Source organism: Paenibacillus foliorum (genome assembly GCF_013141765.1).
Lineage (GTDB): Bacteria > Bacillota > Bacilli > Paenibacillales > NBRC-103111 > Paenibacillus_S > Paenibacillus_S foliorum.
The window spans coordinates 38086-52559 of record NZ_WHOD01000016.1 but is presented as its reverse complement, the minus strand read 5'-3'; the positions used below and the strand labels follow the sequence as shown (position 1 = coordinate 52559).

Below are 14474 nucleotides of genomic sequence, written 5' to 3'. Positions count from 1 at the left end.
CCTTAATCATACTGACTCTACTCATTAAGCCTATCATAAAAAAATGGGTTAAACTTTCATTAATAACGGTTATAATGTAGTTAAAGTACGATAATGGGAGGTGCCGAATGGCAGTTATTGAGCACTTGGATTTGACCGATAACCACTTTGTTCTAAAGTATCATGCGGATCAACAGAGGATTAACCATTTTCATGCCCATAGAGGGATGGAATTTATGTATATATACAAAGGAAAGGGGCATTTGATGCTGGATAGCCGTATGTATGAGTTTAAAAGCGGTCAGTTGATTTTTTTCCAGCCTTTTCAGCTTCACCGTATCCGACAGGACAACACCTCAGATTATATTCGTTCCTATGTTGTATTCGAGCCGTCTCTATTTGATACGTATTTGGCGCCGTTTCCGGTATTACGCAGCTTTTTCCATCATCTGTGGAAAGATCAGCTTACCAAGCAAATTTTTGAGCTGAATGAAGAGCATCCTCTGGTCCTGCTCTATAAGGAGCTTCATGAGCGCTGCAGCAAGGTTCCCCGCAACACGTTGGCTGAGGAGTATGGATTGTTCTTCGTTCGGTTTCTTTGCTTGCTCCGTCCCCTGTGGTCGGAATATAATAGCTCCGATGGCGCTTCAATCAGATCGCTTAATCATGCGGAGCGCATTATGGATTGGGTCGAGGAGCATTATCAGGAGCCCTTTTCGATCCACGAGTTGGCCAAAGAGGTTCATCTGTCCCACAAGCATATCTCTGCACTGTTCAAGCAAAAAACCGGAGGGACCATCACCGACTATCTGATGGCCAAGCGACTGAATCAGGCGTGCTTATTATTAAAAACCTCCTCCAAGACAATCAGTGAGATTTGTTTAGAAAGCGGTTTCGCAAATTTGTCTTACTTTTGCCAGTTTTTCAAAAAAAGAATGAGTATTACGCCTTATCAATACCGAAAACAGTTTTTGGTCCTATAGTTCTCTTCTGATTTTTAAATGATTGCGCTGATCTCTTGGCGAAATGCCTCTGTACAGCTTGAATTGCTTATTAAAGTAGCTCAACGAATGGAATCCGCACTCAAAAGCGATTTCGGTAATCGATTTTGCCGTATAATCCAACAGATAAACTGCAGATTGCAGTCGAAGACGGCTAATAAATTCATTCGGTGAAAGACTCGTAATGCTTTTGAATTTTTTAAAAAACATCGTTTTTCGCAGATTGGACATCACGATCATCTCATTAATATCGATATCTTCGGAGAAATGGGACAGCATATATTGAATAACATTAATAATCCCCTGATCGGTTTTAGAATTGGATAACTCATCCTGCTGCACAGCCTCATAATATCGGAAGATCATGACCAGAATATCGATAAAATAAAGAAATTGCTTGGCCCTCCATCCAGGAAGCTGCTGCTCCCCTTCGGCAATGGCCAGCTTGGAAGCATTTTGTATAGCTTGAGCGAACGTCGTATGTGCAGGAATTAAAGGTGAGAACTTGTCGGCGGCATAGAACGGCGTCAGCAGCTTATGTCCTTCCGGGATCGACCTCGCAATTGACGGGGCAAATAACACCATCGTCCACTCTACCGGTTTATTGCTATCCTCAGCCAGGTTATAGTGCGGCTCAAAAGGACGAAACACATATACATCACCAGGCTTGCCATGATAATCACGGTCACACAGATGATATTTCACATTATTTTTTAGCACGATGCTAATCTCAAGCGCATCATGAAGATGCATCTCATGCTCGGTTAAGGTACCGACTTTCTTGACAAAATTAAGTTCATCGTCCAAACGAATATCATCGTAAAACATAGCTGTCCCTCCGTCTTCCCCAGCAGAACCTGGAATACTTGTCAACCAATTAGTATAGCAGACATCCTAGTATTATGAAAGCGGATCCAAACATAAGCTTTTAAAAAAACCGAAAGCGCTTGGCTTCCGGTTCTTGTTGATTACCGATTCATGGAAACACCCTGTCAACCACTAACCTTATACATTATTTCTTGTACGATGACAAATCTTCGCGGTCTGTCAACAGCTTGCCTGTCTCGGCATACCGGCAGACGGCTGATGCCACCTGAAAGGCATACGCTCTTCTTGGCCGATCCGTATGGTTCGTTTTACTATGATGCAGTGTTTCCCTATGGAAAATGACAGCATCTCCGGGTGCCATCGGTCTGCATGGTGCTCCATTGTCCGGGTCTGCTGCACGGCGATGCGATTCTCCGACTTCATTCAGATCCTTTTGACGACCCAATCGATGGGATCTTGGCGCCAACCACAAACCAGCATTTTCTTGAGTGATGTGATCCAGAGCGACAAAACCATTGAGCATATGCCCCAGAATATGAGTGTACATATTATCCTGATGCCAGGCTAAGCCTTCACCATGTGGAGGAACGACTGCATACATCCCCATCCATAGCTTAACGTTATCACCCAAAATGCTTTCAAAGGTTTCAATGATCCTTGTATTGCTGAGGAAATTGACTGTTTCCGGGAACTGTTCCTGACTTTTGGCCAAATTCAATGTAGCGTTGGACTTCCATTTGCCATCACTGGATTGCTGGGTAGCAAACTCGGTATTCTCTTTGTTAATTTTATCAACCGCTTTCTGGGTTAAGAAGCCGGGTGCGTAGAAATAGCCTTCGCGGTAAAATTCTTCAATCATATCTTCAGTCAATACAAAATTCGATGTGTTGTTCATTAACATGGGGTAAGCCCTCCTTGGATGGTATGCTATAACTATATCGAAAAAACATTTTCTTCACTGCTTCATTTCAATCAATTAGTTGTACATTTGTTCAACCTTCCATCCCTAGGAGTCTGGTGAAAAAGTACCGCTGCGCGGCCAAATATCTCTCCGATCGCTTACGCTTCTCCAGGATCATTTGGCCGCTCCGCTCTTTATTCACTGTGCTTTTAAATGATTGCAGGCTAGTCACGCATACGGATATGCTCATAAGGCTTCCATCGGGACTGCTCGGAGACAGGCGATTGACCTGCCCTTGGCTGCAAGGCTGCCCAATGCTCAGTACCCATCTCGGCGGATTGTACAATCTGTGACCATAGATCCTCAACCACTTCATAGGGAAGCGGCATTCGATTTGTCACAGCTTGGGATCGTTGTCCAAGATCAGCCGCGATGCGACTTAATGCAAGTTCGCATGCACGGCAAATTTGTTCACCATACTCCCGAGTCGCCTCATTGGCATCATGTGCGGCCGCCAGTCGTCCTCCAGCCCCGTCTAGCTCCTCCAATCCTTTCTTTGAAGGATCAATCAGGTCGGGACGAATATGCATCAACATGGATATCTCGTATTTTCCGGCATGATCTCCGGTATACGTGCCCTCGACCAGATCAAAATCCGTTCCATACCAAATGCTCATCCCAGTCTGCTCCTGAAACATCCGGGAAATTTGTCGAAGATCGTGCACATGCGCTCCACCGTGTCCGGACAAAATCACTGCCGATTGAAAGCCCGCATTATAGAACGAGCGCAGCTGATATAAGAAGAAATGGTAAAATACGTACGGAGGAACCGAAGACATAAAGGGGTTATGCTCTCCAACGTTATCCTCCAGAAATTTGGCCGAAGGCCCCGCCTCGTGCACATGATAGCCCATACTGGGAGCGACAATGCCACCCACCTGACGGGCTACTCTCGCGCATAAATATTCCGTCTTGAAAGTATCTAGACCAAAAGCACTGATCTGACCATGCGGCTCACATAAGCCCAGCGGTACAAACACGATGGGACACTCCTGCTGACGGGCAATCAATTCAGCCGGGAACAACTCGGCCCACAGAACCTTGGACATGGCTTCAGAGGCATTGCTCATAAATGTCTCCTTGCATGATAAAAATGTCGGATCCAGCGCTCTCGTATTTTAATAAGCTCAAACAGCTCATCCGGCAACGCTTCTTTGTCGCAGGCTGCAATATTTTCCGCTGCGTATTCCAGTACCTGCATCGAAGAAATCGCGACCGTCACACCAGGGTCCTTCAGCACGAATTTAATCGCCAGCTCAGTTAATGAGCTTGCATATTGAGGAATATATTGGCAAAGACGATTCACCTTGTCCAGGTAAACGCTTCTTGGCTGACAGTCAAAGTAATTGTAACGATAATCGGACTCGGGAATGGCTGTATCCTCCTTCAAAAATCCGGTCAGTCCACCTTCGTCCAGAATAACCCTTGCTATGACTGCCACTTGATTCTCCTGACAGATCGGAACCAGACAATCAAGCGCCACCGAGTCAAATATATTGACGATTGTCTGCACCGAATCGATCACTCCTGCTCTAACCAATGAAATCGCATGATCATGCCGGTGGTCTGGCAGGGAAACGCCCAAATAGCGAACCTTCCCTTCCTCTTTCAGCCTAAGCAGCTCTTCCATCCAATAATCTACAGCATCCCACTGAGGCCAATACACATGAAGCTGGAGCAGGTCCAGTGTCTCTATATCCATGGCCTGCAGCGATTGCTCCACACTTGCCCGAATCGATCCTGGCGGATAGGTGGATTGTACATCCAGCGGAAAGTGAAAGCCTGCACCGGGTAACGAATGAGGCGGTGCAGACGCAGCCGCTTTCGTTGCAATGAACGGTTTTTCGCCTCTCCACTCCTTTAAAGCCTTACCTATGAGCTCTTCCGATCTTCCGTAGACTCTTGCCGTGTCAATAAAATTAATCCCGTTCTCAAGTGCATATACAAGGGAACGGATCATTGCAGCATCATCCTGCTGCCCAAAAATACCATTTAAACCCATACCGCCAAAGCCAAGCCTGCTAATGGTTTCACCCGAACGGGCGAATATGGACGATTGCATAAATGTCTCCCTTCTTAAGCGAATCCAGACCTGTCTTATTTGTATCATGAAAAAGAATTCAAAACATCGCCAAACCTGTAGTAAAAGTTGTACTTTTGTTCAGGTTCAGCAAACCTTCACGAACAAAAGTACAACGGATTTGATATCGCAAAAACAGTCGAGCTGCTGCGACGCTGCGCCTACATCGAGCATAGCTGCGTCAGAGCGCTGGCAGGCTGGTTTTTAAAAGTACCAAGATGGGAGCGTAAAATTCAACTGGGCTATCTCCTGTTTGGCCACGCCGAACGGGTATATGAACTTCAAGGACGTTTGGAAGAATTGCGTGGTGGGCATCGGGAAGCGAATATGGAGCCAGCTCTAGCCCAGCTGGGCAAAGAGCTCGTGCATGCCCCCGATGAAGCAAGCTTTCTAAGAGGGTATATCTGGATGTTTAATAGCCTTAGCGAGTTCTATCGAGACTATCTGGAAGTAGCTGATCATGCAGCCAATGCGTTGGGAATCCGGTATGTGAGACGGTATGTATCCTATATAGAACGTGAGCTGGAGGAGCTCCGAGGACAGGGTTATTCAGCAACAAAACTTGATCCACATGTAGGAACATGGATTGCTCATCTTAGCAGCTGCTTGCCAAATCAGGAAGCTTGAATGGGATGAAGCCCAAGAATGCTACTGCGGCGGCAGCTCGTCCAGATCAGGCTCATTTTGATTGGCCTGCACCTATGGAGTTTGATGAACGCAGACGGATAGCTCCAAATTCGGCATGACGAACCTCTTGTATTAGACTGGCGGAGGTATTAAGATAACTGGCAGTATAGCGAAATAAAGAGTAGTATAATTCACTATATGCTTTCATCAAGAACTTAAAGGAGAATATATGTCTATCTTTTGGCTAAGTCTATTTTTTCTTGTCATTTTTGGGTTTTTACCAGTTTTAATTTTCATGGGAGTTTAACGTACTACCTTTATTATGATATATATTGTTGTTCTCCACGCTATCTTATCAGCAAGTATTAAAAGCCCATCCCGCAAAGGATGCTCTTCTTTGAAATATTGACTATAGAGCCATGAGTTTCACATGATCAAGAACATCTTCTCATCAATCAATTGAATAGCCTCCAACAATATAACGAGATTTTTCATTTAAAAACCATTCATATCCATAACTTTGATTAGGCGCCCAATCTACTTCTGCGTAAGGGGTAAACATCAAGTTTAATATATCTTGTGATACGAATGGGTGTTGTAACAGTGTGTCTCACCATTTTTTTCGTCTTGAATAGCGGTTTTGAAATGAACTACAGGAAAAGGATCACCACCTACCTCTAAGTCCTCTTTAAAAAAATGCAAGTCCTTTATTTCAATCTATTGAAATTGTACCGACTCATCGTATTTCGATAACTCTTGAGCGATAAATAAGAACCTGTCCTTAAACTTTCACAAATTAATCCAGTGGTTTTCACCTCATGATTCCCCTTTCCATTTCTTCGTCTTTATCATATTATAAGTGAGTGTAGGGAGTGAAGCTTTGTTGAATATGGCAGAGAAGAAAGTGACATGGTTAGAGTTATTTTACGATTTAATATTTGTTGCAGCTGTTGCGACAACCACATATGTTCTGCTTCAGGTGGAGGCTGGACACATTCCATTCGAGTATTTATTTAAATATGTGTTAATGTTCATTCCAGTTTGGTGGTCCTGGGTAGGACAAACGATGTTTATTAATCGTTTCGGACAAGACATATTAAATCAACGTATTTATATGATTGTTCAAATGGTGTTCGTCCTAATCATGACGTCTAGCTTATCAGCTAATTTTGATCCATATTATTATGCATTTCTAATCGGATATATCGGTTTGAGATCTTTAACAGCCATACAATATCTAGTCGTCCGAAAGAGGGAAACGGGAGATAGAAGGTCAGTAGCTCACTATTTGGGAACCCGATTCTGGATTGGTATACTCCTATCTGCATGTTCCATCTTTTTCGATTCATGGCTTCGTTACATTGTGTTATACATCGGTATTTTCGTGGATATTCTAATGCCTGTATTTGGGCGTAAGTATTTAATCAAGATGCCGACCAACACGGCTCATTTGTTAGAGCGCTTTGCGTCACTGACACTCATTCTTTTTGGAGAATTGATTGTCAGCACCCTTTCGGTATTACAACCGCAGCAAGGGGACTGGAATTCCATATTATTCTCTGTCACTTCCTTCATTCTAATTATGTCCATGTGGTGGCAGTATTTTGATAATATGGAGAAAAAGGTGAACAAATCAGTAAAAACCGTTGGACATGCCATTATCTATGGTCATCTCTTTATTCTCATGTCGCTAAGCATGATTGCTGCTTCCATAAAACTGATATTCCTCCATGATATCAGTTATTTCTTTGGCTTAACCTTTATTTATGGTTCCTCATTCCTTTATTTCATTGCTACGACAATTACGTTTCATCAATACAGATATGAACAACACAAATTAAAAACGTATCATTTCTTCTTACTTAGTGGTCTGTTAGCAAGTCTATTCGCGTTCAGTTTGATTGTGACTGTCCCTGACCTAGTCCTTGTGGGTGAACTGGCCCTATTCTTTATAATCTATGCCAAAATAACAACGACGTAAAGCTAACCTCTCCTCTACCGAAATATACGGCTCGAATCGCGACAAAAAAAGCTGCAGTCTACTCTCTATGTCTACGCACAGAGAGTAGACTGCAGCTTTTTCATGCAGCGACCGAACGGGCAATTTGGTTACCGCTGCGCAAGTCCTGCTCGATCTGGATCCAGTCCATCGCAACAGGATTATTGATCAGAATCCTTCTTTTCTATATCATACGCATTCGTAAACCCTCTGTTGCAACATCTTTCTGGCATTCCTGCCAGACATTTTTCTTCAATGTTTCCTTCTGACCAAAACATTTCTTGATCAGTACATCCTCAGGTCTCGACAGATATTCAATCTCTTCATATATCTGTAATTCAACTTTCTCCAGATTGCTTTCGGACAGTTGGCGTTCAAACTTGGCTTTAATATCGTCCAGGTAACTGTCCGAAAGTGGATAAAATAACCCGGGGAAAAGACTTCGATAACCCGTCGCTAAAACTGATCGCCCCCTACTTGTAGAAACCATGTTTAAGCTGGTTGAGACGAAAAGATCTCGTATAACAAGTGATGTTGTGGAACTATGAGTTGTAATTAGGGGTACCGGCAATAAACTCTAGAAAGGGAGAGTGTTTATGAATCCAGTCATCGGTCTGGATATTTCAAAGGGAAAAAGTGATGGCCAGATTTTCTTAGATAAGGGCCAGTCATACGGTATAACATTTCGTTTTCTGCATAATAGGGAAGGACCTTAGCAGCTTCTAAACATCATTGTAGATGTTCAGAATAAGACCGAAAAATCAACAGGTCATTACCATCAGGCTGTCATTCAGTTCCTCGAGGAGCAACGTATTTTATTTTTAGTTGTAAATCCCCTCATCTCTCACCAAGCCAAGAAGTCACTCTACGCAAGGTGAAAACCGATGCCGTGGATGCCTATCAATTATGTGAACTGTACTACAAGGAGGAGTTTGAAGATCATAATCAAAGAGGAATTGAGTTGCTGAACCTTCGGCATCTAACACGTCAGTACGACTCACTTACTCAAATGTATGTGCAGGTAAAACTGCAGTTCCAAGCTGTGCTAGATCAAGTCTTTCCGGATTACAGAGGGATCTTCGGTGATCTGTATTCTAAGGTTTCTTTGCTACTTCTCAAGGAGTTTGCTACCCCAAAAGGCATGTTAACTGCCGGTGAGCAATTAAACTTTTTTTTAAAATACCCCCTTGGGGCTTGACGTGATTGCTATACTGTTTCACTCCCTACATGTAAAAACATTTGAGGCTGGTCGAGTCAAGGATCTCGAATTAACAAGCGATGCTTCATTGGATATTTCCCCTGCTTAGACGAAAGGAAACTATTCTCGTTTTGCCTATTACACCTCTACATAAACAACCATCCATTTATATAATTGAGGGTTGTTTAGCATGCGCCACATAGCGCAAGCGCAGCACCACAGATAATGAAAGAAGGAAGCTGCCACTCCAATAAAATAGACCTCTTAGCATCAGCTAAGGGGTCTATTGTGTTTGAAGATTATGTTATTTGAACATAGGTAAAAAGGTTCTTTCACCCTGCTTTTAATGCTAAGAAACGCTAATACTAAGCGTATCCCGCTTCATAAGAATATTTTCGATATCTGCTTTAATCGTCTCAGTTTTTGAATGGCTCTTTTCCTCGCTCCTCTATCAAATATCGAGAGAAGAAGCGCGTATCTATTTGAAATGGGACATGCTGTGAATTTTTTATTAGCTTATTTATACCCTGAACTCTAAGTGTTACGATTAAAAGACATAAACAAGATGTTTCAGCTGTGTTGGTATATTCGTTCCTAGGGATCCAAAAATGAATTTTGGTGGAATAACATTGAAAGCTTGTTTGTTTTCTATTACTATTTACGCTCATTTCCCCAAAGCGTCTTGCCCCCGCCCATCGCCTCTCTCCATTCATGGCGCCACATATGAACATCCCGAACTGTGACCTCCGGCATGTTCTGTCGCAGCCCCCTACCCGGCAGAGGCGGATAAATTTTATGCGGCTCCGTTTGATACCAATATGCCACCGTACTTAAATCAAGAGTTAGTGCATTATCATGGCCATGCTCGATGCTGGCGCGAAGCGATTTATCGAAATAAATCGGATCCTCAAGAAAGAATCGATAGCAATGTGTGCGGCCCATCCAACCCAATTTGTTGGGAATACGCGCGTAGCCGAAATACGGATGAAGATAAATTTCGTTGGGACACCACGAACTATTGAAGAAATCCTCGGTCCCCGTGCCATGTAAAGATCCTGGCCACGGTTCACCGTCCACCATCCACATGTCGTCCCCTTCGCCATACCACATTGGGCCGGGGCTATCGACAAAATAGTTAATGCCGATAAAATGTCCTTTTCCTTCAATGTCGGCAAAAAGGTAATTATGTGCATCCGTCTTGTTCTCTCCCTGCGCAGCCACAATACCCCACTCTGTTTCTCCCTCCTCTGGGTGTACTTCCGTCAGTTCCCTGTTCCACCAGGCGTGGAAACGGCCGTCAGACTTGGAAATAGTAGGGTGAACTTCGTAGTCTACGTAGAAATAAATGCTCTCTATCTCCGAATCAGACTGATTTTCAATTGTGATTTTAGCTCCATCGCCAAAAGGCATCGGGAAGTAGGAGTTTAACGCCCTACCCTTCATAGGTGCTGCAGCCAATGGAAGAGAGATGAAATTATATTCCTCACCCCATCCTTGGCCAAAGAAATCCCCAAGAGGAGCTTCTACGCTTGGATGCGTCTCCCCGTCCCAATACATCCGAATAATGGCGTTTCTGCGGATGAACGGGTCCGCTGTTTTAAGCGTTATCCAAATATGCCTAATGATTCCCGCGCCTTCTATGACGGCGATTTCTGAAGTTTCCCCTCCTTGGATGCGAATGCAGTCACGATTTTTGCCGGTTTTATCATAGCTGGAAATCCGCTTTGTTTTCAGGTTTTCTTTGATCTGAAAGATGGTATGGAGTGAGTTCATTTTTTAGTCTCCTTTATGGTTAAGATCGGTTTTTAATCAGTTAGCGGTTACTTAAATAACTTCCAAATCATCCTTGCATGGCAATTCCGGATGGGATTGATGCGGCTCCGACTGATACCAATACGCAACAGAAGCGATATCGTCTTTTAACGGAAGATATCTTCTCCCTGAGCGCCAGCCCAATGCTTGAATTGTTACGCGCAAATCATCTTCGAAGCGAATCGGATCCATGATATGCCAACGGTACATCCCAAACCTTTGATTCGCCTGATATAAGCCATCCGGTTTAATGACTTGGTGCATACCTAAGAATGCAGAGGAATACGTGACATATTGTCCGTTCTGATCCCAGTTCCATGCCCCTCCAAAATAATCTTCCGTTCCTGTACCGCATATCGTTGGAAACTCTTTATCCCCATCCATATAAAACTTAATTTCCCCTTCTCCGAACCATTTGTTGTTGTTCACCTGCCAGGCCAAATAAGTACCCACATAATGTCCTTGTCCTTTTACACCTTCTAAGATGGTATGTACTTCCTTGTAGGCGAGTGGGCTACTGCGGCGGTACTGCGCATGGAAATAGGCCACATCCTCCATGACATCAGTTAAAGCATAATCAATTTGATAATAAAGTACGGCATCCTCATCCGATATATTTTCCATCGTAATTTTGGCGGATTTACGGAAAGGCATCTCCCAGTAGCTGTTAAAGCCTCCAGCCGGATTGACCGCTATCGGCATCGAATTGACGTTGCTTCGTTCGCACCAACCATTACAGAAAAAGTCCCCGACCGGTACTCTTACCGAAGGCTCGACCTCATTATCCCAATAAATATTGAAAATAAAGTGCCGCCAAACCTTCGGGTTGCAGGTCAACCATATATGTTGGATTACTCCAGGCCCTGTAATTTCCGCCATTGTAAAGACGGATTTCCCTGAGATGACTACGGATGGGGAAATTTTCCACCCCTGCCCCAAATCGACTGCGCATGTGGCGCCTGTTCCTTCTGTGGCCATTCCGCCTTTTCCTTTTTCTCCAGTAAAGTTTTCAGCACTGATGGAACGTGTTTTCGCTTTGGATAATCTTGATAAGTTTCCTAGACCCATTCCTAACCCGTCAAATCCTGACATATTCTTCATCCCTTCTTTTGTAAAATCTTCTAAACACTTAATTGATTATTCGAATCAAAGCCGCTCCTGTCGAGTGAATTAGGAATGCCCGTTTTATAATTATTGTGTTTCAAACATAGAACCGAGTGATCTTGATGGATTGGGACCATCTCAGGAATGGCGCTACGGCATACTTCTTTAACATAAGGGCAACGTGCTGCAAATTTGCACCCCTTTAAGCCATACTCCTTCGTTTCCAAGTCGGGAAGAGACATTTCCTGTTCCCACTTTTCTCCCACTTTAGGAATCGAGTCCAGCAGCAGCTCTGTATATGGATGTGCAGGCTGGGTCAATATATTTTTGGCGATTCCAAACTCAATTAAATTGCCTCGATACATAGTCGCAATGTAGTCGCTTACATAGTAAGCGGTAGACAGATCATGAGTAATATAAATAAAATTAACATTATATTCATCCTTTAGCTTTTTAAATAAATTAACTATGTTCATTCTAAGAGATGCATCGATCATAGCTACCGGTTCATCTGCTACTATTAATCGAGGTCTTGAGATAAGGGCACGCGCAATGGATATCCGCTGTAATTCACCGCCGGAGAACTGATTGGGGTATTTGCCCAGCACTTGATCGATCTCAAGACCGACCGACTTCAAGACATCGGCCACTACAGCTCTTGCTTCCTTTCTCGTTTGGGCCACATCCAGGTTTAACGCCGTTTCCAACAAATAGGTGTCTACCGTCTTCCTCATGCTGAAAGAAGTGAATGGATTTTGAAAGATCGGTTGTACTTTTTTAAAAAACTCTTTCCTGTTTTTCCGCTTACTGTAATAAGATAATGGAATGCCATCAATCATAATGTCGCCCGACGATGGTTCCAGCAAGCGCAGGATCATTTTCGCCAACGTCGTTTTGCCACAGCCGGACTCCCCCACGATGCTCATGATCTGAGGCTTATCACCCGGCAAGGTAAGACTGACATCATCGATCGCTTTAATTTTGGTTCCAAGCAGCATACCGCCTATTTTAAAATTCCGCGAAACGTTATTAATTTCGAGTATAGGATGCGCCATACTTTACTTCCTTTCCGGTTGGCTTACTAGAGCAAATGGCAGCTGGCAACATGTCTGGGGCCCACAGATATGGGAACCGGTTCATACGTCCGGCAACGTTCTTCAACAAGCGGACATCTTGCGGCAAACCGGCAGCCGGCGGGAGGATTCCTCAAACTGGGCGGCGTGCCCGGAATTCCCTCCTTTTGGCTGTTATCCCCTACCTTAGGCAGGGCATTAATGAGCATCTTAGTGTAAGGATGCTTCGGGTTGCTGAATAATTGCTCGGTCGGGCCGATTTCGATCATCTGTCCCGCATACATGATGCCCAACCGGTTCGTAATTTGATAATGAACTCCCATATCATGCGACACGATGACCATCGAGTTTTTCATCTTTTTCTGCACCTTGGACAGCATCGTCAATATGCCTCTTTGCACAACAACATCCAGAGCGGTTGTCGGTTCGTCCGCCAATACAATTTCCGGATTCAGGAACGTGGCGAGCGCTATGAGGACCCGCTGTCTCATGCCTCCGCTCAGCTGGTGCGGATAAGCCTTCAGCACTTCAGGGGGCAACTCCAGTTCTTTTAAATACCGGATAATTTCCTGTTCCAATGCTTTCTTGTCTGTTTTATCATGATATTTGCTGATGGCGTCAAAAAATTGGTTTCTGATTCTTGTCACCGGATTCATTACATGCATGGCGCCCTGCGGGACGTAAGAAATTACTTTCCACCAGCTCTGGTGGATTTTCCCATTGGGCAAAGTTACCGGAGAGCCGTTTTTATCTTTGGTTTGAATCTGCACGGAGCCTCCAGAAATTTCGAGCGGATAGCTGATCAGATCGTACATGACCTTCAGTAAGGTGGACTTTCCGCAGCCCGACTCCCCGGCTATCCCGAAAATTTCGTTCTTTTCAACGGTAAAATCAACGCGTTCCACCGCTTTCACGGTTCCCGTCAACGTCTTGTACTGTGCGCTTACATTAGTTAGCTGCAGCAAGCTTCTTCCCCCTCCTTAACGCGGAGTACTCTTGGTATCCTGACATAGTCAAGAACAGGGCGATAAAAATGAACATTTTCGCGACGACTGGCGCACCGATCCACCACCAGTGTCCGGCCAGCATGGCCTGATGTTGGTTTGCCCAGTAAATCATTGTTCCTAAGGTCGCGCTCTCATTACTCGACATCCCTATGATTGCTAGTCCCGACTCCGCAGTAATGGCAACCAGTACGGTATTAATAAAGTTGGCAAGAGACCAACCAGCTACAAAGGGGAATATTTCTTTCGTTATAATTTTAAACGTGCCTTCCCCGGAAAAGCGCGCGGTATCGATAAATTCACGTTCTCTCAGTGATAAAGCCATCGCGCGGATTTGCCTAGCCGGCCAGGGCCAGTTAAATATAATGAGCACGAGCGCAATGTACATTAAAGACGCTTTGCCTTTGGATAAGCTGCCGAGTAAAATCAAAATCGGCAAGGAGGGAATAACGATAAAGGAATCCGTCATCAAGGTAATGATTCTATCGAGAAACCCGCCTTTCAATCCTGCCCAAAGCCCAACCAACACACCGATCAGCGTTGCGAAAAAGGCGACGATAATCCCGATAATAAATGAATTTTGAATCGATTTTGCTATTAGCCAAAACGTATCCTGCCCAAGGCTCGTTGTGCCAAGCCAATGCGCTGCACCCGGCTTCAAGTTTTTAGGATATTTCCCCCATTCTACAGGGTTGCCAGAATCAAAAAGCGGGACAATAAACCCCAGGATCAGGAATATGCCCAAAATGAGTACTCCCAGCTTTAGCCGCGTGTTCCAATACGCCATGCCGATCCTCCCTCTTTCCTT

At 44.3% G+C, this 14474-nt stretch carries 13 protein-coding genes; 4 read left to right on the top strand and 9 right to left on the bottom strand.

Annotated elements, in window-relative coordinates; all coding sequences use genetic code 11:
• The first annotated feature begins 107 nt into the window (after positions 1–107).
• Positions 108–962 (top strand): AraC family transcriptional regulator, encoded by an 855-nt coding sequence (locus GC093_RS04745; protein WP_171650722.1) that lies wholly within the window; start codon positions 108–110, stop codon positions 960–962.
• Here GC093_RS04745 and GC093_RS04740 read toward each other — a convergent pair.
• The 4 genes from GC093_RS04740 to GC093_RS04725 form a co-directional block, all read right to left on the bottom strand.
• Positions 957–1808, bottom strand: a complete 852-nt coding sequence (locus GC093_RS04740) for an AraC family transcriptional regulator (RefSeq protein ID WP_171650721.1) — start codon at positions 1806–1808, stop codon at positions 957–959. The two genes, GC093_RS04745 and GC093_RS04740, sit on opposite strands and share 6 nt — an antisense overlap.
• Before the next feature lie 184 nt (positions 1809–1992).
• On the bottom strand, positions 1993–2709 hold the full coding sequence (locus GC093_RS04735; protein ID WP_171650720.1) for a phytanoyl-CoA dioxygenase family protein: 717 nt from the start codon (positions 2707–2709) through the stop codon (positions 1993–1995).
• Between the two features lie 224 nt (positions 2710–2933).
• Positions 2934–3839, bottom strand: a complete 906-nt coding sequence (locus GC093_RS04730; protein ID WP_171650719.1) for a creatininase family protein — start codon at positions 3837–3839, stop codon at positions 2934–2936.
• Complete coding sequence (locus GC093_RS04725; protein WP_171650718.1) at positions 3836–4831, bottom strand: aldo/keto reductase; 996 nt, start codon at positions 4829–4831, stop codon at positions 3836–3838. Before GC093_RS04725 ends, GC093_RS04730 begins: the two co-directional genes overlap by 4 nt.
• Before the next feature lie 87 nt (positions 4832–4918).
• Here GC093_RS04725 and GC093_RS04720 point away from each other — a divergent pair, with 87 nt between their 5' ends.
• The 3 genes from GC093_RS04720 (at position 4919) to GC093_RS36815 (ending at position 8673) form a co-directional block, all read left to right on the top strand.
• Entirely contained in the window at positions 4919–5476 is a 558-nt protein-coding gene (locus tag GC093_RS04720; RefSeq protein WP_171650717.1) for a hypothetical protein, read from the top strand.
• Positions 5477–6365: 889 nt separating this feature from the next.
• Positions 6366–7457 (top strand): low temperature requirement protein A, encoded by a 1092-nt coding sequence (locus tag GC093_RS04715; RefSeq protein ID WP_171650770.1) that lies wholly within the window; start codon positions 6366–6368, stop codon positions 7455–7457.
• Between the two features lie 892 nt (positions 7458–8349).
• Entirely contained in the window at positions 8350–8673 is a 324-nt protein-coding gene (locus tag GC093_RS36815) for an IS110 family transposase (protein ID WP_171650716.1), read from the top strand.
• Between the two features lie 654 nt (positions 8674–9327).
• On the opposite strand, the gene GC093_RS04705 is transcribed toward GC093_RS36815, so the two are convergent.
• The 5 genes from GC093_RS04705 to GC093_RS04685 are packed head-to-tail and all read right to left on the bottom strand — an operon-like array spanning position 9328 to position 14453.
• Complete coding sequence (locus GC093_RS04705; protein WP_171650715.1) at positions 9328–10446, bottom strand: glycoside hydrolase family 172 protein; 1119 nt, start codon at positions 10444–10446, stop codon at positions 9328–9330.
• A 51-nt stretch (positions 10447–10497) separates the two neighbouring features.
• Entirely contained in the window at positions 10498–11577 is a 1080-nt protein-coding gene (locus GC093_RS04700) for a glycoside hydrolase family 172 protein (RefSeq protein WP_171650714.1), read from the bottom strand.
• 29 nt (positions 11578–11606) lie between these two features.
• Positions 11607–12644, bottom strand: a complete 1038-nt coding sequence (locus GC093_RS04695; protein WP_171650713.1) for an ABC transporter ATP-binding protein — start codon at positions 12642–12644, stop codon at positions 11607–11609.
• 26 nt (positions 12645–12670) lie between these two features.
• A complete protein-coding gene (locus GC093_RS04690; RefSeq protein WP_171650712.1) occupies positions 12671–13627 on the bottom strand; it encodes an ABC transporter ATP-binding protein in 957 nt (318 codons plus the stop codon).
• Positions 13611–14453, bottom strand: coding sequence for an ABC transporter permease (locus GC093_RS04685; RefSeq protein WP_171650711.1), 843 nt, complete (start codon positions 14451–14453; stop codon positions 13611–13613). Before GC093_RS04685 ends, GC093_RS04690 begins: the two co-directional genes overlap by 17 nt.
• Between the last annotated feature and the right edge of the window lie 21 nt (positions 14454–14474).